23 protein-coding genes are annotated in these 21,695 nt (G+C 59.7%); 4 read left to right on the forward strand and 19 right to left on the reverse strand.

The window, feature by feature from the left end; genetic code table 11:
• The 7 genes from NAT49_RS05070 to ampD all read right to left on the reverse strand — a co-directional run bounded on the left by NAT49_RS05070 (position 1) and on the right by ampD (position 9,153).
• The gene (locus tag NAT49_RS05070; RefSeq protein ID WP_251591247.1) at positions 1–768 is read right to left on the reverse strand and encodes a class I SAM-dependent methyltransferase; all 768 of its coding nucleotides are present in this window, start codon (positions 766–768) and stop codon (positions 1–3) included.
• Positions 768–1,565, reverse strand: a complete 798-nt coding sequence (locus NAT49_RS05075) for an undecaprenyl-diphosphate phosphatase (protein WP_251591250.1) — start codon at positions 1,563–1,565, stop codon at positions 768–770. The genes NAT49_RS05070 and NAT49_RS05075 overlap by 1 nt, the downstream gene beginning before the upstream one ends.
• 19 nt (positions 1,566–1,584) lie before the next feature.
• Positions 1,585–2,274, reverse strand: coding sequence for a tRNA (adenosine(37)-N6)-threonylcarbamoyltransferase complex dimerization subunit type 1 TsaB (gene tsaB, locus NAT49_RS05080; RefSeq protein WP_251591257.1), 690 nt, complete (start codon positions 2,272–2,274; stop codon positions 1,585–1,587).
• Positions 2,275–2,460: 186 nt separating this feature from the next.
• On the reverse strand, positions 2,461–3,114 hold the full coding sequence (gene adk, locus NAT49_RS05085) for an adenylate kinase (RefSeq protein WP_251591258.1): 654 nt from the start codon (positions 3,112–3,114) through the stop codon (positions 2,461–2,463).
• 237 nt (positions 3,115–3,351) lie between these two features.
• Positions 3,352–5,469: a pyruvate dehydrogenase complex dihydrolipoyllysine-residue acetyltransferase gene (aceF, locus tag NAT49_RS05090; protein WP_251591259.1), complete on the reverse strand. Its 2,118-nt coding sequence runs from the start codon at positions 5,467–5,469 to the stop codon at positions 3,352–3,354.
• Positions 5,470–5,534: 65 nt separating this feature from the next.
• Complete coding sequence (gene aceE, locus NAT49_RS05095) at positions 5,535–8,213, reverse strand: pyruvate dehydrogenase (acetyl-transferring), homodimeric type (RefSeq protein ID WP_251591264.1); 2,679 nt, start codon at positions 8,211–8,213, stop codon at positions 5,535–5,537.
• Positions 8,214–8,610: 397 nt separating this feature from the next.
• Positions 8,611–9,153: a 1,6-anhydro-N-acetylmuramyl-L-alanine amidase AmpD gene (gene ampD / locus NAT49_RS05100; RefSeq protein WP_251591266.1), complete on the reverse strand. Its 543-nt coding sequence runs from the start codon at positions 9,151–9,153 to the stop codon at positions 8,611–8,613.
• A 141-nt stretch (positions 9,154–9,294) separates the two neighbouring features.
• On the opposite strand from ampD, the gene nadC reads away from it, so the two are divergent.
• Positions 9,295–10,149: a carboxylating nicotinate-nucleotide diphosphorylase gene (gene nadC / locus NAT49_RS05105; protein ID WP_251591268.1), complete on the forward strand. Its 855-nt coding sequence runs from the start codon at positions 9,295–9,297 to the stop codon at positions 10,147–10,149.
• A gap of 6 nt (positions 10,150–10,155) precedes the next feature.
• Here nadC and rhtB read toward each other — a convergent pair whose 3' ends face one another.
• From rhtB to NAT49_RS05135, 6 genes are all read right to left on the reverse strand, one after another.
• Positions 10,156–10,776, reverse strand: coding sequence for a homoserine/homoserine lactone efflux protein (gene rhtB, locus NAT49_RS05110; protein WP_251591271.1), 621 nt, complete (start codon positions 10,774–10,776; stop codon positions 10,156–10,158).
• 92 nt (positions 10,777–10,868) lie between these two features.
• A complete protein-coding gene (locus NAT49_RS05115) occupies positions 10,869–11,366 on the reverse strand; it encodes a hypothetical protein (protein WP_251591273.1) in 498 nt (165 codons plus the stop codon).
• Positions 11,367–11,374: 8 nt separating this feature from the next.
• A complete protein-coding gene (locus NAT49_RS05120; RefSeq protein WP_251591275.1) occupies positions 11,375–11,875 on the reverse strand; it encodes a GNAT family N-acetyltransferase in 501 nt (166 codons plus the stop codon).
• The gene (gene mtnC / locus NAT49_RS05125; protein ID WP_251591276.1) at positions 11,862–12,548 is read right to left on the reverse strand and encodes an acireductone synthase; all 687 of its coding nucleotides are present in this window, start codon (positions 12,546–12,548) and stop codon (positions 11,862–11,864) included. The genes NAT49_RS05120 and mtnC overlap by 14 nt, the downstream gene beginning before the upstream one ends.
• Entirely contained in the window at positions 12,545–13,099 is a 555-nt protein-coding gene (locus NAT49_RS05130; protein ID WP_251591278.1) for a 1,2-dihydroxy-3-keto-5-methylthiopentene dioxygenase, read from the reverse strand. Before NAT49_RS05130 ends, mtnC begins: the two co-directional genes overlap by 4 nt.
• Complete coding sequence (locus NAT49_RS05135; RefSeq protein ID WP_251591280.1) at positions 13,096–13,713, reverse strand: methylthioribulose 1-phosphate dehydratase; 618 nt, start codon at positions 13,711–13,713, stop codon at positions 13,096–13,098. Before NAT49_RS05135 ends, NAT49_RS05130 begins: the two co-directional genes overlap by 4 nt.
• Before the next feature lie 149 nt (positions 13,714–13,862).
• On the opposite strand from NAT49_RS05135, the gene tsaA reads away from it, so the two are divergent.
• Positions 13,863–14,588 (forward strand): tRNA (N6-threonylcarbamoyladenosine(37)-N6)-methyltransferase TrmO, encoded by a 726-nt coding sequence (tsaA, locus tag NAT49_RS05140; protein WP_251591288.1) that lies wholly within the window; start codon positions 13,863–13,865, stop codon positions 14,586–14,588.
• An 81-nt stretch (positions 14,589–14,669) separates the two neighbouring features.
• Here tsaA and purC read toward each other — a convergent pair whose 3' ends face one another.
• The 4 genes from purC to dapA are packed head-to-tail and all read right to left on the reverse strand — an operon-like array spanning position 14,670 to position 18,038.
• Positions 14,670–15,383, reverse strand: coding sequence for a phosphoribosylaminoimidazolesuccinocarboxamide synthase (purC, locus tag NAT49_RS05145; protein ID WP_251591290.1), 714 nt, complete (start codon positions 15,381–15,383; stop codon positions 14,670–14,672).
• A 41-nt stretch (positions 15,384–15,424) separates the two neighbouring features.
• Positions 15,425–16,210: an MBL fold metallo-hydrolase gene (locus tag NAT49_RS05150; protein WP_251591292.1), complete on the reverse strand. Its 786-nt coding sequence runs from the start codon at positions 16,208–16,210 to the stop codon at positions 15,425–15,427.
• Positions 16,210–17,157 carry an NlpB/DapX family lipoprotein gene (gene bamC, locus NAT49_RS05155; protein ID WP_251591294.1) on the reverse strand — a complete coding sequence of 316 codons (948 nt, stop codon included), beginning with the start codon at positions 17,155–17,157 and terminating at the stop codon, positions 16,210–16,212. Before bamC ends, NAT49_RS05150 begins: the two co-directional genes overlap by 1 nt.
• Complete coding sequence (dapA, locus tag NAT49_RS05160; RefSeq protein ID WP_251591301.1) at positions 17,154–18,038, reverse strand: 4-hydroxy-tetrahydrodipicolinate synthase; 885 nt, start codon at positions 18,036–18,038, stop codon at positions 17,154–17,156. Before dapA ends, bamC begins: the two co-directional genes overlap by 4 nt.
• A gap of 210 nt (positions 18,039–18,248) precedes the next feature.
• Here dapA and NAT49_RS05165 point away from each other — a divergent pair, with 210 nt between their 5' ends.
• Positions 18,249–18,719 carry a peroxiredoxin gene (locus NAT49_RS05165; protein WP_251591304.1) on the forward strand — a complete coding sequence of 157 codons (471 nt, stop codon included), beginning with the start codon at positions 18,249–18,251 and terminating at the stop codon, positions 18,717–18,719.
• Here NAT49_RS05165 and NAT49_RS05170 read toward each other — a convergent pair.
• Together NAT49_RS05170 and NAT49_RS05175 are read right to left on the reverse strand one after the other, a co-directional pair.
• Positions 18,716–19,816, reverse strand: a complete 1,101-nt coding sequence (locus tag NAT49_RS05170; RefSeq protein WP_251591306.1) for an AI-2E family transporter — start codon at positions 19,814–19,816, stop codon at positions 18,716–18,718. The genes NAT49_RS05165 and NAT49_RS05170 overlap by 4 nt on opposite strands.
• Positions 19,816–20,055: a sulfurtransferase TusA family protein gene (locus tag NAT49_RS05175; protein WP_251591308.1), complete on the reverse strand. Its 240-nt coding sequence runs from the start codon at positions 20,053–20,055 to the stop codon at positions 19,816–19,818. Before NAT49_RS05175 ends, NAT49_RS05170 begins: the two co-directional genes overlap by 1 nt.
• A gap of 100 nt (positions 20,056–20,155) precedes the next feature.
• Here NAT49_RS05175 and NAT49_RS05180 point away from each other — a divergent pair, with 100 nt between their 5' ends.
• Positions 20,156–21,610: a M48 family metalloprotease gene (locus NAT49_RS05180; protein WP_251591315.1), complete on the forward strand. Its 1,455-nt coding sequence runs from the start codon at positions 20,156–20,158 to the stop codon at positions 21,608–21,610.
• Positions 21,611–21,695: the final 85 nt, after the last annotated feature.

Below are 21,695 nucleotides of genomic sequence, written 5' to 3' on the forward strand. Positions count from 1 at the left end.
TCAGGGCAGTTTCTTGTGCACGTACACGTCATAGCGGCTGGTCTTGCCGATAACCTGATGCGACGGCTTGGGGCCATCAAGCGTTGGCGCCTTGCGGGGGCGTTTGACCACCACACGATAGAGCGCCGTATCCAGCGCTGCAGTAAGCAGAGTCGAGGCGTCGGGGTCGTCTCCGGCAAGCGCTCGAAAAAGACGCATGTCCTTTTTGACCAGCGCGGACTTGTCCCGATGTGGAAACATGGGGTCGAGGTGAACGACCTCGGGGGCAAACGCGGCATCACTGACAAGCGATTGGAGTGCCGTGACACTGTCACCGTGGCGAAACATCATTCGGGCCGCGACCTCGGCCGTGTCTTCATGGGTGCGGGCGCGCTCGAGCCCGTTCTCAAGCAGCGCCGCGATGGCGGCCACCCGCTCGATCATGAGCACCCGACACCCAAGCGCTGCCAGAACGAACGCATCGCGGCCAAGGCCTGCGGTCGCATCGACGATGTCCGGCGTCGCGCCTTTTGAAAGCCCGCAGGCCTTGGCGATCAACTGCCCTCGCCCGCCGCCGAAACGACGGCGGTGAGCGTTCTTGCCTTCGGTAAAATCGACCCGGAGCGGATGACCGAATTCAGCCGGGTCCCCGCCGAGTTCGACGCCCTGATCACGTATGAACAGGGCGACGCCTTCTTCCACTGCACCCGCCCGGTCAATCAGCGCAAGCCCATAGCGTGAGGCGAGGCCTTGCGCGGCCTCGCTCCCATCGTCGATCACTGCGGTCATTACAGAAACGCCACCAGCAGTACCGCGCCCAGCACCAGGCGGTAGATCACGAACGGCAGCATGCCGATCCGATCCAGTGCTGCCAGGAACAGCTTGATGCACACCAGCGCCGACACAAAGGAGATCACGACGCCTCCCAGGATATCGAACAGATACGCGTCGGTGCCGGTCTGAGCAAGCTCAATGCCCTTGAGGGTGCCAGCGGCGAGGATCAGAGGAATCGACAGCAGGAACGAAAACTTGGCCGCGGCCTGCCGAGTAAAGCCCATCATCAGTGCGGCCGTGATGGTAATTCCTGACCGAGACGTACCTGGAATCAGGGCCAGCGCCTGCGCGACGCCGATCAAAAATGCATCGCGAAAGGTCAGAGTCGGCATGTCGCGCTCTCGGCGACCCCGTTTGTCGGCCCACCAAAGCAACAGACCGAAAATGATAGTCGTGGCCGCGATGACCAGCGCCGAGCGCGCATAGCTTTCGATCACGCTTTCAAACATGTAGCCAAAAAACAGCGCCGGCAGCGTTCCAAGCAGCACGCACCAGCCCATTCGGGCTTCCTCAGACGGCGTGCGCTTGAAGACATGGGCAAACCAGCCGGCAAGAATCTGCTTGATCTCGGTCCAAAACGCCATGATGACCGCCAGCAGCGTACCGACGTGCACGGCGACGTCGAAGGCAAGCCCCTGGTCGGGCCAGCCAAACAGTTGCGATGGCAGGATAAGGTGGGCCGATGATGAAATCGGTAGAAACTCAGACAGACCTTGAATCAAGGCCAATGCAACAACGTGCATCCACTCCATTGGACTTCCTTAACGTGAATCAGTGACGGCGCGATGCAACCTGGTCGCGCAGATAGATGGGTGTGGCCTCATGAGGCGCAACTGCGTTCCCTGCATCCAGCCCCTTTTGCGCCAGACAGACCATATCGCGGGCGTCAGGCTCAAGGGTGTTGTTATCATCGATCACGCACTGTGCCACCTCGAGTGAAAGGCGCTCACGGAGCGTCCAACCGCTGCCTGCGCCGAACCATCGCGTCCCCTCGAACATGGCAGCCTCAAGGGCCTGCGGGGCACAAACGCGCTCTTCAAGGCAGCAGCGTAGCTGATACGTCTTAACGTTTACTTCAAACGCAGCCACATAAAGTTCATTCATTCGCGCATCGAACGCCGGAACGACGTGGGTAACACCGTGCTGCCTTGCCGCCCCGAGCGCCAGGGTTTCAAGGGTCGAGACCGGAACGATCGGCCGATCAAGCCCATAGGCAAGTCCCTGTACGGTGCCGGCCGCGATGCGAATACCGGTAAACGAGCCCGGCCCTCGCCCGTACGCCAGGGCATCGAGTTGAGACAGCGACAGCCCTGCCTCGCTCATCAGGCGATCCACCATCGGCATCAGACGCTGCGTGTGCTCGCGAGGCGCTATGACGTGCTCGCCGAGAATGGTGCCACGATGCCAGAGCGCGACCGAGCAGGCGGAAGAAGACGCATCGAGCGCAAGCAATGTAGACATAGATGATTTCAATTAAATGGCAAATGAACGATCGACATTATAAAGAGCCGGACCCTACACCAAAAGGACTATTGCCAAAACAGAGGGCGAAGTCAGGAGGAAGGCAGATCAGGCACAGTATCAGAGGCTGCGCATCAAAAAAGCCGGCATTGCCGGCTTTTTCAAGGGACATGATGGCCGCGTCGCTCAGGAGAGCGCGTCAAGCACCTTGGCCTTGATGGCATCGACGCTGCCGATGCCTTCCACGCGGTGGTACGCAGGCGCCTTTTCAGGCTCTTCCTGAACCAGTTTCTGATAGTACGCCACCAGCGGCTCGGTCTGTTCGTGATAGACCGACAGACGAGACCGAACGGTATCTTCGTGATCGTCGTCGCGCTGGATCAGGGGCTCACCGGTAACATCATCGGTGTCGGCCACTTTCGAAGGATTGTACTCGATGTGATAGACCCGACCGGAATCCGGATGCACACGACGACCGGACAGGCGTGTCACGATCTCTTCGTCATTGACTGCAATCTCGAGCACGTGATCAAGCGTGACACCACTTTCCTTAAGAGCGTCGGCCTGAACGATCGTACGCGGAAAGCCATCGAACAAGAAGCCATTGGCGCAATCGGGCTTGCTGATGCGGTCCTTGACGAGTTCGATGATCAGATCATCGGACACCAGCTGACCGGCATCCATGGTGGCCTTGACCTTCTGACCAAGCTCGGATCCTTCGCGAATGGCCGCCCGCAACATATCCCCGGTAGAAATCTGGGGAATGGCAAAATGTTCGCAAATGAACTGTGCCTGCGTTCCCTTACCCGCCCCCGGTGGGCCCAACAGGATCAAACGCATCGATACCGCTCCTCAAGTGTTTAACGCAGTGCGTCGGGCCGGTGCCCTTCAATAATAGGTGTGTTGCCTGCGTGAGCGCAGGCAATCGCCAAAGCAAACACGCACCATAGCGGGCAGGCCCTGCGACCACAAGTCCCGCGCCTGGCTTATCCGGCATTCATTAGTTGCAGACGTAAAGAAGCGGCCCGAAGGCCGCTTCTCGTTTCACTTGGCACGACTGTGACCGAGTGTCGCAGCTCAGAGCACCAACCGTCGAATGTCGGTCAGGACACTTGCCAGATAGGCCGTGAAGCGCGCGGCGTCGGCACCGTTGACCGCACGGTGATCGTAGGACAATGACAGCGGCATCATCAGACGCGGCTGGAACGCGCTGCCATCCCACACCGGCTTCATCTGGGATTTCGACACCCCAAGGATCGCCACTTCCGGCGTATTGACGATGGGCGTGAACGCCGTACCGCCAATGGAGCCAAGACTTGAGATGGTAAAGCAGCCGCCTTTCATCTCATCGCCCTTGAGCTTGCCCTGCTGGGCCCGCTTGGCAAGATCGACCGACTCTTTAGCAAGCTCGATGACCGACTTCTGATCGGCATTGCGGATCACAGGCACCAGCAGCCCATTGGGCGTGTCCACGGCGATGCCGATGTTCACGTATTTCTTCCAGACCACGGTTTCGCCGTCGGACTTGAGTGATACGTTGAACTGCGGGTACGCCTTGAGCGCGTGAGCAGCCGCCTTGATCATGAACGGCAGCGGCGTCAGCTTGGCGCCCTGCTGCTCCGCCTCGGCCTTCATCGACTTGCGGAACGCCTCGAGCTCGGTGATGTCGGCTTCGTCGAACTGCGTCACGTGCGGCACGTTCAACCAGCTGCGATGCAGGTTAGTCGCACCCGCCTTCATCAGACGGCCCAACTTCTGCTCTTCGACCTCGCCGAACTGGCTGAAGTCGATGTCCGGCACCTGCGGAATACCCGAGCCACCGGACGGCGCTGCAGACGGTGCCGCCTGCTTGCCGGCCTTGCCGCGCTCGGTCATGGCCTGCTTGACGAAGGCGTGAACGTCTTCTTTCAGAACCCGGCCCTTCGGACCGCTGCCGGTAACCTCGGACAGATCGACACCCAGCTCACGCGCCAGCATGCGAACGGCCGGACCTGCATGCGCGCTTGGCGCCTTCTGGCCCGCTTGACCACCGGCCATCTGCGCCTCGGGGGACGCTGAAGACGAGACCTGCTCCTGCTTGGCGGCGCCCTCTTGCTTCTTGGCGTCGTTCTTCTTGCCGCCGTCGCCCTTGGACGATGCCGCCTTGTCGCTCTTGCTCTCGGACGTCGATGCGCCTTTATCCGATGCAGGCTTTTTCTTCTTGCCACCGCCGCCGGCGGTTTCAATGTAGCCGATCAGGTCGCCCTCGGAGACCGTATCGCCTTCCTTGACGGAAAGCTCGACGATCTTGCCCTTGTAGGGGCTTGGGATATCCATCGATGCCTTGTCGGATTCAAGCGTGATCAGGCCGTCTTCCTTCTCGACCTCATCGCCTTCGGACACCGAGACCTCGATGATTTCGACGCCTTCGCTGCCACCGATATCCGGCACACGAATTTCCTGGCGACCGCCCTCTTCTTCGGCGCTATCGTCGTCATCGCCTTGATCGTCAGCACTGTCGTCAGAGGCTTTGCTGTCATTGTCAGCGTCAGAAGCCGCGTCATCGTCGCCCGAGGCGTCTTCGTCATCACCGCCTTCGCCAGCGATTTCCATCTGACCGATCACGTCGCCTTCAGACACGGTGTCTCCTTCCTTGACGGAAAGGCTGACAATCTTGCCCTCGTGCGGGCTTGGAATGTCCATCGAGGCCTTGTCGGACTCAAGCGTGATCAGCGCGTCTTCCTTGGCCACCTGGTCGCCTTCGGAAACGGCCACTTCGATGATCTCGACGCCTTCGCTGCCACCAATGTCCGGCACCTTGATGTCAACGACCTGAGAACCGCCCTTGGCGCCGCCTTTCTTGGGCGCGTCTTCGGACGTGTCCTTTTTGGACGTATCGGTGTTTTCTTCGACCTCGGATTCAGATTCGGACTCGCTGGATGATTCTTCGGCGTCGTCCTGATCATCGCTATCGCCGTCGTCTTCGGTCTCAAGCTCGAGGATCTGATCGCCTTCGCTGACCTTGTCGCCTTCGCTGACCAGCACCTTGACCACCTTGCCGGCCTTCGGCGAGGGGATATCCATCGAGGCCTTGTCGGACTCGAGCGTGATCAGCGAGTCCTCGGCGGACACCTCATCGCCTTCCGAGACCAACACCTCGATGATTTCAACGCCTTCGCTGTCCCCGATATCGGGCACTTTAATTATTTCGCTCAAGAGATGCGCTCCTTCAATACTGACCGCTTACGCCACGGGGGCGGCAAGGCCGCCCCAGCTCCTCATCAACTGGTGACAGGATAGGCCTTGTTCGGATCGATGCCGTACTTCTCCATCGCCTGCTTGACGACCTTGCGATCGATCTCGCCGCGATCCGCCAGCGCCTTCAGCGCCATGACCGTCACGAAATAGCGATCCACCTCGAAGAAGTAGCGCAGCTTTTCGCGCGTGTCGGAACGGCCGTAACCATCGGTACCGAGCACGTAGTAGTCGGTCGGAACCCAGGCACGCACCTGATCGGAGAACAGCTTCATGTAATCGGTCGAAGCAATCGCCGGCCCGTCTCGGCCTTCGAGACACTGGGTCACCCAGGGCTTGCCGGGTTCGGCATCGGGATTGATGAAGGCGTTACGGTCGATCTCGAGCGCTTCGCGACGAAGCTCATTGAAGCTGGTCACGCTCCAGATGTCGGCACTGACGCCGAAGTCGTCGGCCAGAAGTTCAGCGGCGCGCTCGACTTCGATCAGGATCGTGCCGGAGCCCATCAGCTGAACGTGGCCGTTCTTGCCCTTCTCGCCTTCACGCAGCAAGTACATGCCCTTGATGATGCCTTCTTCTGCCCCTTCCGGCATTTCCGGATGGTGGTAGTTTTCGTTCATCAACGTCAGGTAGTAGAAGCAGTTTTCCTTGTCCTGATACATGCGCTTCAAGCCGTCGTGCATGATTACGGCGACTTCGTGCGCGTACGTCGGGTCATAGCTTCGGCAGTTCGGAACAGTGGAGGCCAGAATGTGGCTGTGGCCGTCCTGGTGCTGAAGCCCTTCGCCGTTGAGCGTGGTGCGCCCTGCCGTACCGCCGAGCAAGAAGCCTCGCGCCTGCATGTCGCCAGCAGCCCAGACCAGGTCACCGACACGCTGGAAGCCGAACATCGAGTAATAGACGTAAAACGGCAGCAGCGGCACGTGGTGGTTGGCGTACGAGGTGGCGGCCGCAATCCAGCTGGACATGGCGCCGGCTTCGTTGATGCCTTCCTCGAGAATCTGACCGGCCTTGTCTTCGCGGTAGAACATGATCTGGCCGGCATCCATCGGCTCGTACTTCTGGCCTTCGGCCGTGTAGATGCCGAGCTGACGGAACATGCCTTCCATGCCGAACGTACGCGCTTCGTCAGGCACGATCGGAACGACCTGCTTGCCGAACTGCTTGTTCTTGACCAGGCCATTGAGCACGCGCACGAAGCTCATGGTCGTGGATACTTCGCGGTCTCCCGAGCCCTTGAGCTGGCTTGAGAACATCTTGTCGTCGAGTCCCGGGAACTCGATTGACTCGAAGTCATGCTTACGCGCCGGCAGGTACCCACCCAGACGTTCCCGCATGAGATGCATGTACTTCATCTCGGGGCTGTCTTTTTCGGGCTTGTAGTACGGCATTTCCTTATCGATTTCCTCATCGGAAACCGGGATACCGAAGCGGTCACGGAAGGTCTTGATCGCGCCCACTTCCATCGACTTGATCTGGTGCGCTTCGTTGTCCGCCTCACCGCTATCGCCGCCCATACCGTAACCCTTGACGGTGTGCGCAAGAATAACGGTCGGCTTGCCATTGTTGTTGTGGAACGCCTCGTGATAGGCCGCATAGACCTTATAGGGGTCATGGCCGCCACGGTTCAGGCGCCAGATGTCCTCATCGGTGAGGTCCTTGACCATGTCCTTGGTTTCATCGTATTTGCCAAAGAAATGCTCACGGGTGTAGGCGCCGCCCTGGGCCTTGTAATTCTGGTACTCGCCGTCGACCACCTCATCCATGCGTTTTTGCAGGATGCCCTTGGTGTCCTTCTCGAACAGCGGATCCCAGAAACGACCCCAGACCACCTTGATGACGTTCCAGCCAGCACCGCGGAAGATACCTTCGAGTTCATCGATGATACGCGCATTACCGCGCACAGGGCCGTCCAGACGCTGGAGGTTGCAGTTGATGACGAACACGAGGTTGTCGAGCTTTTCACGCCCGGCCAGTGAAATCGCGCCAAGTGACTCGGGCTCGTCGCACTCGCCGTCACCGAGGAATGCCCAGACCTTGCGGTCCTGCATCGGCTGCAGACCACGTGCGTCGAGATACTTCATGACGTGGGCCTGGTAGATTGCCATGATCGGGCCCAGACCCATCGAGACGGTCGGGAACTGCCAGTAGTCCGGCATCAGCCAGGGGTGCGGGTAAGACGACAGGCCATCGCCATCGACTTCCTGACGGAACTTGTCCATCTGTTCTTCGGAGAGACGTCCTTCCAGGTAGGAGCGCGCGTAGATGCCCGGCGCACTGTGGCCCTGGATGTAGACCAGATCACCCTTGAAATCACCTTCCGGCGCACGGAAGAAATGGTTGAAGCCCACGTCATAAAGCGTTGCGCTGGACATGAAGCTGGCCAGGTGACCGCCCAGTCCCTTGTGCTTCTTGTTGGTACGGATGACCTGCGCTGCCATGTTCCAGCGAATCAGGGAACGAATGCGACGCTCCATGAACAGATCACCCGGCATACGCGCCTCGCGATGCACCGGGATGGTGTTGCGATGAGGCGTGTTCACAGAGAAGGGGGGCTGCATCCCATCACGGCGAAGCCGATCCGCCAGGCGGCTCAGCAAATATTGGGCTCGATCTTCGCCCTCGCGATCCAGTACCGATTCTAAGGACTCTAACCATTCCGTCGTTTCGGTAGGATCGAGGTCTTCTCGTGCCTCCAGACTCATAGACGTCTCTCCGATGAAGAAATAATATCAGTCGCCTTCCGATCAGGAAGTGCGTCACAGTGCTCTTTGTCAGTTAAAACGGGCGCAGGTTTTTGTAGGGTCGCGCTGCTCGCCGCATGTCGTAATTCTGCAACGGGTGGCTGTGATACCAGCCTTGACGGGGGACGAAGATACCGCAAACACAAGCGGCTGCCAATTGATAGGCAAAAGGCGCATCTCCCCGAAAGCCTGAGGCATATACCGTGCCACGGCGCGGGTCGGATGCATTGGTCGCTTGAAAAAACGCAGCCTGTCATAGCCACCGTGTGTCGCCGTTTTGGTGAGGGTCACGTTTCAAAGACCCCACAAATGTAGTTTTCTTACGCCGAATTACCAGTAGACCGCTCGGACTCGAGCTTTAGCCTCGCAGCCCCTGAAAGAAGTATTGCCAATCGAACGAGGGGCCTGGATCGACCTTTCTGAGCGGTGCCACGTGCTGATGCCCGGTAATACGCTCAGGCGTGAGCGCTGAGTATTTGCCCATGAGCGCACGCGTGAGCTCAACAAGACGTGCGTATTGCGCACGTGTAAATGGCCGATGATCGCCTTCAAGCTCCACGCCAATGGTGAAATCATTCAACCGCGACCGGCCCTGCCAGCTGGATTTTCCGGCATGCCAGGCCCGTTGATCGAATCCGACGTATTGGATCACCTGCCCACTGCGTCGAATCAGACAGTGGGCCGACACGCGAAGCCCCTCGATCTTCTTGAAATAGGGATGCGCCTCGGGGTCGAGTCGGCCAAGAAATAGATCCGTGATCGCCTCCCCGCCGAACTCACCGGGCGGCAGACTGATCGAGTGCAGCACAAGCCCTGAAATTTCACCCTGAGGCCGAGTATCGCAGTGCGCCGAGGGCGCGTGTTCAGCCTCGCTCAGCCAGTGCAGATCGTTGACATGCATACCGGACGTCGCTTCCTTATTGGTCGATTGTTCAAGTCACTCTATCCTATACTTTATTACCCGGTGTCGACGCACAGGCGCCGGCCACTCAAAGCCCGCGATAAGGCCTTCATCAGGTCCACGCCCAGGAGAGAGTTCTCAATGACGTTTCAAGAAGCCCTCGCTGAAGACATTCGAACCACCGCCAGTCGAATGATCAACGAGGACATTGGCGGCGGCGACATCACCGCTCAGTTGATTGCCTCGAAACAGTGGGCGCGTGCCGAAGTCATCAGCCGGCAGCCCGCTATCCTCTGTGGCGTTGCCTGGGTCGAGGAGCTTTACCGACGCATCGACCCGACGGTGAAACTCACCTGGAGCCACGAAGACGGCAACGCACTGATACCGGATACGCCCTTTCTGACGCTTGAAGGGCCGGCTCGCTCATTGATGACCGGCGAGCGCGCCGCGCTCAACCTGCTGCAGACGCTTTCCGGCACGGCAACAACCACCCGTCATTACGTGGACCTGGTCGCGGACTATCCGGTCTCGGTGCTCGATACGCGCAAGACGCTGCCGGGCCTTCGTCTGGCTCAGAAGTATGCGGTCAACTGCGGCGGTGGCAATAACCACCGACTGGGACTTTATGACGCCTTCCTGATCAAGGAAAACCACATTACCGCATGCGGCGGCATCGAACGCGCCGTCAAGGAAGCGCGTGACATTGCGCGCGAGCTGCCGGTCGAGGTCGAAGTCGAAACCTTCGAAGAGCTCAATCAGGCACTCGAGGCCGGGGCCGACATCATCATGCTGGATAACTTCTCGCTTGATGACATGCGACAGGCCGTTGAACTGACCGCCGGCCGCGCGCAGCTCGAGGCATCCGGCAACGTCGATGAGGACACCATGGTCGATATCGCAAGGACCGGCATCGACCGCATCTCGATTGGCGCGCTCACCAAGCACGTGACCGCCATCGATCTTTCGATGCGGGTGCACGAGGTGGAAACGCGCTAGTCAGCATCAGTGCCGATAGGCCGCCAACAAACCGGCGGCGCCGATGAACAGCCCGCCGAAGGCTCTATTGATGGCCCGCTGCTGCGCTGGCGTTTTCAGGAATCGGGCAATGGCGGTCGAAAGCGTGGCATAACCGAACATGACCGCGATATCGACCGCCACCATGGTCGCACCCATGATGGCGAACTGCGGCGCATGGGGTGCATCGGCCACCAGAAACTGAGGCAACAGCGCCATTAGAAACACCGTAGCCTTGGGGTTGGTCGCATTGACCAGCGCCCCCTTCCAGAGCCGCGTCCAGCCAGACAGCGTCGCATCCTGATTTTCGGTGCTGAAAGCGTGGGCGGTTTCTCGCCACTTGGTAATTCCGAGATACACCAGATAAACCACACCCAGCCACTTGATGATCGTAAACGCCAACGCAGAGCTTGAAAGTAGAGAGCCCAGGCCGATACCGACCACCACCATTTGAAAGGCAAGGCCAATCTGCAGCCCGAGAATGGAAGGAAGCGTGCGCCTGACACCGTAGACCATGCCGTTGGCCATGGTGTTGATGGCCCCGGCCCCCGGGGTCACGCTGATCAAGACACACGCCACAAAAAAGGCGCTGAATAGGGTCCAGCTCATTCCCGCTCTACTCCCGTAAACCACGCAATAATGTAAAAGGTGAGCACATACCACTCAGCACGCGTTATCCATGCCGAACGGTTTTGCGACCACTAGGGTGATGACGCAATTCGCGCCTTGAGTGCTGCATTGAATCGCTTGCGGTCCTTGAGGGGCAATAGCCCTGAAGGAATGGTGCGACGCGTCGGCTTACCGACCGCACCCCGAGCGCTGTCGTTCAATACGATACGCACACCGACCGAGCTCTCACGCTCGATGCGACTGATGTTGGAAAACGCAATCTCTTCAAGCCGCGGCGCATAAAGCGGACCGCCGATGAAATAGACCGAGCGCTCATCGAGGCGAAGAATCGGCGACAGCCGACGCCGTCCCATGAGATTGCCCCCGATCATCATGCCCCACAGAAAGATCAATAGCGCGACCGGCGCCATTGGCCACCACTGCTTCTGCTGATAGCAATACACTAAAAGCGTAATGCCACCTGCAACCGAAAAGGCAAACGCGACGCCCAGCATGCGCGTATTGCTGCGTTTCTCGGTAAAAAGCATCGGGTCGGTGCCGTCACTGGCGTGGGATTGGGGCTGAGTCATGGTCGATATCATAAAACCGTGTCATTGAGTTGGCGTTTGCATCGAACGCGCGGCAGGCGCTCGCCTTCTCGTTCGACCGCACTCTCGCCAAGTGATTCCCAGCCGCTTGCCAAAAGACGCGGGGCAAGCATCAGACTTGCCTCGATATAAAGGGTGTGGTGGCCCTGCTCACGGGCGTGATCGCAGGCAAGCTCGATCAGGCGGGACGCAATGCCATTGCCTTGAAGCGCAGGCCAGACGTACAGGCATTCGATGTGAGACGCGTTGAGGTCGAGCTCACAGAACCCGACGCAGCGCCGGTCGAGGTCGGCCACGAACGTCGTTAGACGGCGCTGGCGCAGCTGCCAGGTCGCGGCCTCGCGCGGCAGGGCATTCGCCCAGGCCTGTCGCTGCCCGAGGCTATAGAACGACGAGGCGCCGTCCATGATGGCGTGGAAAAACACCTCGGCCTGATCGGCGCCGTCGGCGTCACGTGCAAGGCGAAACCGCAGACGATCAAGCCAGTTCATCGAGATCGATCTCATCGAATCGGTGAACGCAGTGGTGGTGACCGGTCTCCATGTCCGGATCACGCACCAGCTGGCAGGTACGAATGCCGACGTCTTCGGCCGCATCCAGCTCTGCCGGCACATCGGACAGAAACAGCACCTCTTCCGGGGGCACAGCCAATACATCGAGCATGCGCCGATAGCTGTCACTGTCGCGCTTGGCGCCGAGTGTGGTGTCGAAATAATGGGTGATCAAGGGCGTGATGTCGCCAAGCTCGGTGTGGGCAAACATCAGCTTCTGGGCGTGCACCGAGCCGGAGGAATAAATACTGAGTTCGAGGCCTTGATCGTGCCACGCCTTGAGACACTCGGCGGCGTCTGGATAGATGTGGCTTTTGAAGTCGCCCTCGCGGTAGCCCTCCTCCCAGATCATGCCTTGAAGGGTCTTGAGCGGCGTGGCCTTGCGGTCCTCATCGATCCACTGAACGAGAACGTCCGCAAGCCGCTCGACGCTTGCGTCTTCTTCAGAGGTCATCGCGCGTACGGCGTCAAGCTGCTCCGCCACCGCCGGCTGGCCAGCACGGGCTTCGAGCCATTGCGGCAGGCGCTCACGCGCGTAGGGGAAAAGCACCTCGTGCACGAACGCGATCGAGCTGGTAGTGCCTTCGATATCGGTCACGATGGCCTTGATCATGACGCCTCCAGACCTTCGAATCTTGGAAAACGCTCGGCGATGGGGCTGCCGGTCATGTGCGCAATCCAGCCCTCCGTCCGCGTGAACAGACGAATGCAGGAAAAGGCCGGCGACGGGCCCATGTCGAACCAGTGTGGCGTACCGGTCGGTACCGACATCAGATCGCCCTGAGCGCAGCCGATCGCATAGACGCGGTTATCAAGGTGCAGGTAGAACACCCCTTCCCCACGCACGAAAAAGCGCACCTCGTCTTCATCGTGGCGATGCTCGTCCAGAAACTTGGTGCGAAGCGCGTCCTTGTCCGGATGATCTGGCGTCATGTGGATGACATCGGCGCTTTGAAAGCCTTCCTCGCGCCTGAGCCGCTCGACCTCCTCGCTGTACGCCGCGAGAATTTCGGCCTGATCGGCAGACTCAGACAGCGCTTTCAGCGGCCAGCGCTCAAAGCGAATACCATGGGCGCCAAGCTCTCGGGCGATGACATCGCCTTCGGTGGCTGAAAACACGGGCTGAGTCGCATCTGCGTCGTTAAACACTTTCAAAAAGCTCATCGGCATCGCCTCACGGTAAGTTCGCAATCAAAAAGCGCGCTCAGCGCTTCGACCTGATACAGGCAGCGAGTCATATCTCGCGCCCAGGTGTAAAGCCCATGCCCTCGAATCAGATAGACATGGCAATCGTCTTGCGGCAGACGAGGCTCGACCTCGCGCGCAAGTGCTGGAATGTCCTGCGAGTTATCGACCACCGGAATTCTGAGCCGAGCCTCGTGGGTTGTAATGCCCTCAAATACCTTCAGGAGCTCAAGGCCCTCGAGTACCAGCTCATCACCCTCGACCAGACACGACAGCGCCGTCGCGGCCCGACAGTGTGTGTGCAATACCGCCCCGACATCAGGACGCAGACGATAGAGCTGCCCGTGCAGAAGTGCTTCATCAGAGGGTTTCAGCGTACTGCCCAGTGGCACGCACTCGAAGTCCGTGACCATGATGTCTGAGCCGCTCAACTGGCCCTTGTGGCGGCCGGATACGGTGACCGCCATGAAGTGCTCATCAAGGCGCATGGAAAAATTGCCGCCGGTGGCCGGCACCATATTGGCCCGATCCAACACCCGGCCGGCATCGATCAGGCTCGCCTGAGCCCGCGCAAGCCCTGGAAGGTCGATCATCGACGGTCTCCGTTATCGATATATGTAGTGCATGCGTTGTGTGTGACTACGGGTTGCGCCAGACTACCCAACTCGCCGGTCAGCCGCCAGCATCTTGATGCGCGCACGCCCCCGGCGGCACGCCATGGCCCACCTTCGACGATATTTTCATGCACGCAACGCATTCAACGACCCTCGAGCCGATCGGCCATATCGAAAGCTGTTACCCGGACAAGTTCGGCATTCCAAGACAGCCAGGCCTTGCCCCCAGTGCCAAAGCGCAGCTTGTACTGCACGCGCCCTACAACGACCCCTTGGCCGTTCGAGGGCTCGACGCCTTCAGCCATATCTGGGTGACGTTTCTCTTTCACAAGAGCCCACCCAGCTGGACGCCCTTGGTCAGACCGCCGCGTCTTGGTGGCAACGCCAAGGTCGGCGTGTTCGCAACACGGGCAACCCATCGACCAAACCGCCTTGGCCTGTCCCTGGTCGAGCTGGTCTCGATCGACACCGAGGGCGGCGTCGCACTGACGCTTTCAGGCCACGATCTGGTCGACGGCACGCCGGTATTCGATATCAAGCCCTACCTGCCCTGGGCCGATGGCGTCGAGGGCGCCCGAAGCGGTTTCGCCCCTGCCCCACCGGTGATTCGCCCGGTGTGCTTTTCGCAGACGGCCCGCACTCAGCTCAATGCACTGAGCGATGGCGCCGCCATCAAGGCGCTGATTGTTGAGGTACTGGCGCAAGACCCGAGACCTGCGTATCAGCACGGTTCAACCGGGCGCGTGCACGGGGTTCGCCTGAGCGACAAGGACGTTCGCTTTAGGGCGTTTGTCGATGACACCGACCGCATTGCGCTTGAGGTCATAGAAATCACCTCCGGCGACCCAACGTAAAATGCCGCCCCGGCCAGGGCGGCATTTTATCAGGGGGCTCGAAAGGCCCTTCCGGGCAGTGCTCGAGCCGGTCACCGGCGCTCAGTCGAAAGAGATGCCGATGCGGCGACCCACTTCCTCATAAGCCTCGATCACCCCGCCAAGGCCCTGACGGAAACGGTCCTTATCGAGTTTCTCGCGCGTATTGCTGTCCCAGAGACGGCAGCCATCCGGTGAGAACTCATCGCCAAGCGTCAGCTCACCCTTGAACACGCCGAATTCCAGCTTGTAATCCACCAGCAGAATATCGCCATCGAGGAACAGCTGCTTGAGCACCTCGTTGACCTTGTAGGTCAGCGTCTTGGCCTCGGCCAATTGCTCAGGGGTCGCCCAGCCGAAGCTCTCGGCCAGCGACTCATTGATCATGGGATCGTGCTGAGCGTCGTTTTTAAGGAACAGCTCGAACGTCGGCGGCGTCAGCGCAAGGCCTTCCTCGACGCCTAGGCGTCGACACAGGCTGCCAGCACTGTAGTTACGAACCACACATTCGACCGGCAACATATCGAGCTTCTTGACCACCGATTCCGTATCGGAATGCAGGTGTTCGAAGTGGGTCGGAATGCCCGCCGCCTTCAGCTTATCCATGATGAAGGCGTTGAACTTGTTGTTCACCATGCCCTTGCGCGCCAGCTGCTCAACCTTCTCGCCATCGAAGGCGCTGGTGTCGTCGCGGAATTCGAGAATCAGACGATCGGGGTCGTCAGTGGTGTACACGGATTTGGCCTTGCCGGCGTACAAGGCATCACGCTTTTCCATCGAAGCTCTCCAGAGATAGAAGTCATAGGTGTTCGGGTATTCTAGGCGCAGGCGAGGCGACGGCGCACTACCTGCCAGGGAAGCCCTTCATGTTGCTGTGCGATCAACAGACGCTGCTCATCGAAACCAAGTACCGGCATCAAGGCATCATACGCACGCTCGGCGCAATTGTTCTGCTCCGACAGGTGCGAGGCAACAACGCATTGAAGGCTGTCAGCATCGATGGCCTGCATGAATTCAAGCGCCTGCTGATTGGAAAGATGGCCCCAGTGACCACCGACCCGCCGCTTGAGGCTTGGAGGGTATGGCCCGCGCGCCAGCATATCGGGGTCATGGTTGCATTCAAGCACCAGAGCGTCGCAGCGTCGATAGCGCTTGAGCACATGGCCGCTTACGTGGCCGATGTCGGTCAAAAGCCCAAGACACGCCCCGCCCGAGCGCACGATGAACTGCACGGGCTGTCGCGCGTCATGGGGCACGGTGACCACATCGATCTCCAGATCCCCAATGACAAAGCACTGTTCAGGGTGGATAAACGTCACGTTTTCCACGCCCTTCAGCTTGCTCTTGAGCCAGGTTCCAGGGGTCATGTAGACCGACAGGCCGTAGCGACGCACCAGCGCGGCCGCACCGCGCACGTGATCGATGTGTTCATGAGTGATCAAGAGCGCATCGAGCGTGGACGCGTGGCAGTCAAGGCGCGCAAGCCGCGCCTCGATCTCCTTCAGAGTAAAACCACAGTCGATGAGAATGCGGGACTCACCGCTCTCGATCACAGTCGCGTTACCCTTGCTCCCACTACCAAGCGATGCGAACTTGAACGCCATCAGCGAAGCAGTGACGCAACACGGTCCAGCAGCTCGCGGGCGGCCGAGGTCTCGATCGATGAGCCATCGTCGCGGCGTGCATGAATGATGGACTGGCCGTTATCAGTGTCGATCTGAAGCTGGTAGCGCTTGGGCTCGGGGTCGCTGCCGAAGATCCACCAGCCACTGCCGCTGGCTTCGGACGGCAGATAGTCCACCGTGAAGCGCCGCTGGCTGCGGTCCTGATCGACCAGTCGCGCGTCGTCGGTGTCGAATTCACGCTTGAGCTGGTAATCGAGCTCCGACCAGATGCTGGCAAAATCCTGCTGCACCACAACCTGCCACTGCCCTTGACGATTGCGCAGGATCACGTTGCTGTCGTTTGAGAGGTTCTGCCCGACGAGCGAGACGCCCTCTCCGGTATTGCCCGCATTCTGGGTCAGATACGTTGAAAGACGCGACAGGCAGTCGCTGTTTGCTGCGCCATTTTGATCGCAACGCACTTCGGAAGAGCCTCCGCGCACGCCTTGCCTGACCGACAGCGTACCGTCGGTGGTCTTGATCAGCCCCTGCGAGGCATCGAGTTCGCTGACGCGATAGCCGGTGGCGGCCACAAAGCGTTGAAGCTTCGGCCAGACCGCATTGGGCGCGGCATTGACCAGAAGCCACTGTTGACCACGCTCACCGCGCATCTGAACGAACGACTGAGCAGCCTGCTCGCTCATCTTGGGCTGGGGTCGCGGCACATCGAACCCATCCTGAGGACGAACGTAGTCGCTGTTGGCCTTGGGCACCGGCATGGCGTCCTGAACCGCACCCTGGCGGGCCGAATCCGGCAGCTCCAGCGGTGCGACCATCTCGGCATTCTTGTACTCGTAGCTGCGATCGTAGTAATACCCGTCGTTACCACAGCCGGAGAGCGCCACCAGCAACGAGGCCGCAGCGATCCAGGGAGTCTTCGACATCATTGTTCAAGCACTCCCGCGAGGTGAAGCGCCTCGGCAACCGTTGCATGGTACTTCTCGGACAGCCACGTCAGCGGCAGACGAATGCCCTGCTCGGCAAGGCCCATCTGACACAGCGCCCACTTGACCGGAATCGGATTGGCCTCGATGCCAAGCGAGGCATTGAGCGGCATCAGGCGCGTATTGATCTGGTGCGCGAGATCGTGATCGCCGGCAATGGCGGCCATCGACATGTCATGCATGCCTTTCGGCGCCACGTTGGCGGATACGGAGATCACGCCATGGCCACCGGCAAGCATCAGCTCGCAGGCGGTCGGGTCGTCGCCCGAATAGATTGCGAAGTCCTGGCCCTTCAAGTGCTCGATCAGCTCGGCGGCGCGCTCGAGGTTGCCCGTGGCATCCTTGAGGCCGACGATGTTGTCGATCTTGGCCAGACGGAAGGTGGTGTCGTTGTAGAGATCGACGCCGGTTCGGCTCGGTACGTTGTACAAAATGATCGGAAGATCCGAGGCTTCCGCGACGGCCTTGAAGTGCTGATACAGCCCTTCCTGGGTCGGGCGATTGTAGTAGGGCGTGACCGACAGGCACGCATCGGCGCCAACATCCTTGGCGTACTTGACCAGCTCGACCGCCTCGGCGGTGGCGTTGGCACCGGTCCCTGCAATGACCGGAATCCGGCCATCGACCACATTCACTACTTCACGGATGACGTCAAAATGCTCGGCGAACGACATCGTGGTGGGCTCACCGGTGGTGCCCGCCGCCACGATGCCATCGGTCTTGTGTTCGAGATGGAAGTTCACCAGTCGACGAAGCGCGTCCCAATCAATATCGCCATTGCCTTTCATTGGCGTCGCCAAAGCGACCAGGCTGCCTTTGAACATCTCGAATCCTCTTATGTCGCACACCGGAAAAACGCGTTTATGTCGGCCTCGGGCTATCTCGGGATCAGCGCATGAATTTGCCTGATCAAACCGCCCCGGGCGGGGATAGATGGTACTCAGGCAGACTCCACCTGTACAGTTCAGACAGACGAATCGCGCACAAAAGCGCTAGACTGTTGCCGGGTTTTCCTACGCTTTAAAGGAGTCACCATGACCATCGACGTCGGCCAATCGCTGCCCGAATTCAGTGTTCCCGCCACCTCGGAACTGACCGTCACGCCCGAGACCCTCAAGGGCCATTACACCGTGCTGTATTTCTACCCCAAGGACAGCACGCCCGGCTGCACCACCGAAGGCCAGCAGTTTCGTGACCTCTTCGAGGACTTCAAGGCCTTGAACGCCGTGATTTATGGCGTCTCCCGCGATGGCCTCAAGGCGCATGAAAACTTTCGAGCCAAGCAGTCCTTCCCGTTCGAATTGATCAGCGACAAGGAAGAAACGCTTTGCCGCGCGCTCGACGTCATCAAGCTCAAGAAAATGTATGGGAAGGAGCACGAAGGCATCGAACGCAGTACCTTCGTGCTTGATGAGCAGGGCGTGCTCATCAAGGAGTGGCGCAAGGTCAAGGCCGATGGCCACGCCCAGGAAGTCCTTGAGTTTTTAAAGCAGCACACCGCTTAAGGGCTGGGTTCGCCGAGCGCCTCCTTGCGCGCTCGGCGGGTCGCAACGCTTCGAGGCCAGGCGTGAAGCAGCGCTTTCAGTAGCGTCGTGAGCGGAATCGCGAAGAACACGCCCCAAAAGCCCCAGATCCCCCCAAAGAATAAAACCCCTAAAATGATGGCCACCGGATGCAGGTTGACCGCCTCCGAAAACAGGATCGGGACCAGCACATTGCCATCGAGCGCCTGAATCACGGCGTAGGCCACCATCACGTAAAGAAACTGATCGCCCAGCCCGAAATGAAAGCCCGCCACCGCTGCGATCGGAAGCGTGGCAGCTGCCGCGCCGATGTAGGGCACCAGCACCGAAAAGCCCACCATCAAGCCAAGAAGCGCCGAATACGGCAGACCGAAACAGACAAAGGTCACGTAGGACACCGACCCCACTATGATGATCTCGATCACCTTGCCCCGAACGAAATTGGCGATCTGACCGTCCATCTCCTTCCAGACCTGGGTCATGAGGGTGCGCTGTCTGGGCAGAAGCGACAGAAAATAGCCGATCAGACGCTCCTGATCCTTCAACATGAAAAACACCAGAATCGGCACCAACACCAGATAGATGATGATTCCAAGCACGTTGCCGAGCGAATTGAACGAGAATCTGAGCGCCCGCTGACTGAACTGCGTCGCTTCATGCGCGGCGCTATTGACCCAGCTTTGAATCTGCTCGGGCGTAATGACGGTCGGGTACTGGGTTCGAAGCGTATCGAGCATTTGTTGACCGCGGGCAAACATCCGTGGCACCTCCCCGACAAGCGAGGTCAACTGATCCCATACAAGCGGCAACACCACCAGTGCCGCCATCATCAAAAGCGCGATGAACACCAAAAAGATCAACAAAACGGCGATCAACCGGGGCAATCCCCAGCGCTCAAGGCGCGTCACCCCCCCCTGAAGCAGAAAGGCGATGACCAGCGCCGTCAGAAACGGGGCCAGCATCTGGCCGAAAAAGACCACGATGGCCAGCCCCACCAACAGGACCAGCCCCAGAATCACCGCTTCTTCATCGGAGAAATACCGATCCACCCAATGCTTGAGCAGGTTCTTGATGGCCATCAGCGCCCGGCTCCCTTGGCAATGCTGTAATAGAAGACGCCATCACGCTCTTCCTGGCGCAAAAGTGCGTGACCGGCCTGAGCGACAAAACTCTCGAAATCGCGCCATGAGCCCGGATCGGTCGCCTCGATGTGCAGCACGTCGTCGGCGCACATATCGGAAAGCGATTGCCGGACCTTGAGCAACGGCAACGGGCAGGTCAATCCCTTGGCATCGAGCGTACGTTCGTATTGCGCCACGAAAAACTCCGCTACAGTGAGTTGAAATTGGCTTGATTTAAGGGCACTTTGCCAGACAAATCAATCAACAGGATGTATCGCACAGGTCGGGGTCAACGGCATGAAGAAAACGCATCTGGCATGGATTGCAAGTCTTTCACTGCTGGCAAGTCCTCTGCCGGCGCAGCACGCCCTGGCGGCCAACGAGTATGGACTGCCCGCCCTGGGTGGCGCGAGCAGCGCGGTGTCCCCCGCCGATGAATTTCGACTCGGCCGGGCCTGGCTGCGTCAGTTTCGCGCCCAGACCACGCCCTGGCGCGACCCCATTACGCGTCATTATGTTGAGCGTATCCTTCACAAACTGCTGCCCTACAGCGGCCTTGAACGCGAACAACTGATCGTGACCCTCGTTGCAAGCCGCACTCTGAACGCGTTTGCCGTTCCTGGCGGCGTTGTCGGCATCCATACGGGGCTTTTTGCCTACGCACCGACCGAGGCCACCTTCGCCTCGGTGCTTGCCCATGAACTGGGCCATCTTTCCCAGCATCATTTTGCACGCCAGGTCGAGGCGCGCAATGAAAGTCAGATTCCCATGCTGACCGCCCTGCTGACCGGCGTGGTGTTGGCCGCCAGCGGTGGCGGAGGCGGACTCGGTGCGGCTACGGTCATGGGCACACAGGCCGCCTACGCTCAACGTATGCTGACCTATTCAAGACAGTACGAGCGCGAGGCCGATGACGTCGGCCTCGATACGCTGGCGCAAGCAGGCTACGACCCCCACGCCATGCCACAGATGTTTCGAATCCTTCAAAATCTCGCAAGTCTTCAGGGCTTTACACCACCGGAATTTCTGCTGACGCACCCTCTGACCGAAGCCCGCATCAGCGCCACCGAAGCCCGAGCCGATCAGCTCGGTCAGGGTCGAGGCGCCGCCGACGACACCACCTATGACATGATCCGGGCCCGCGTACTTCTGGCGATGAACATGAGCGACCCGACGGCGGCGCGCAACCGCCTCAAGGAAAACAATCCGTCTCCCGAAGCGCTTCGCTACCTCGACGCCATGACCCACGCCGTCAATCATGAAACGGACCAGGCGCTTTCAAGCCTTGATCGCATGATCCGAGATCACCCTGACGATTCGATGCTTCAAAACAGCGCTGCCGACGTGGCCCTCGACGCCAACCGCTTTCAGGACGCCCTTGACCGCGCCCGCACTCTACTAACCGTGGCGCCGGACAACTACCCGGCCCGCATGATCGAAGGGCGTGCGCTTTTGAACCTGTCGCCCGCCAAGGCCTATCCCGTCCTCAAACGCCTGTCCGAAGCTCAAGGCGAGGATCCGGAAGTCTGGTCGCTGCTGTCCGAGGCCGCCGGTCGCAGCGGGCGCGAGGCCGAAGGCCACCTCGCCCTCGCCGAGCAGCTGCAGTTGACCGGACGGATCGACAAGGGGCTTGCACAACTGGACATCGCAGAGCGACAGGCGCGCGCCGAACAGAACTTCGTACTGGCAAGCAAGATCCGTGACCGACGCGACGCGTTCAAACGCTACCGGCACGCACTCGACGATTTCTGAGCACACAAGAACATCGAAACGCCAAACGTTTCAGAAAAGTGCCCTATCGAAAAAGGCCTCCCGAGGGAGGCCTTTTCAAGGACAA

Origin of the sequence: Larsenimonas suaedae (assembly GCF_023712105.1) — a bacterium.
Taxonomy (GTDB): Bacteria; Pseudomonadota; Gammaproteobacteria; order Pseudomonadales; family Halomonadaceae; genus Larsenimonas; species Larsenimonas suaedae.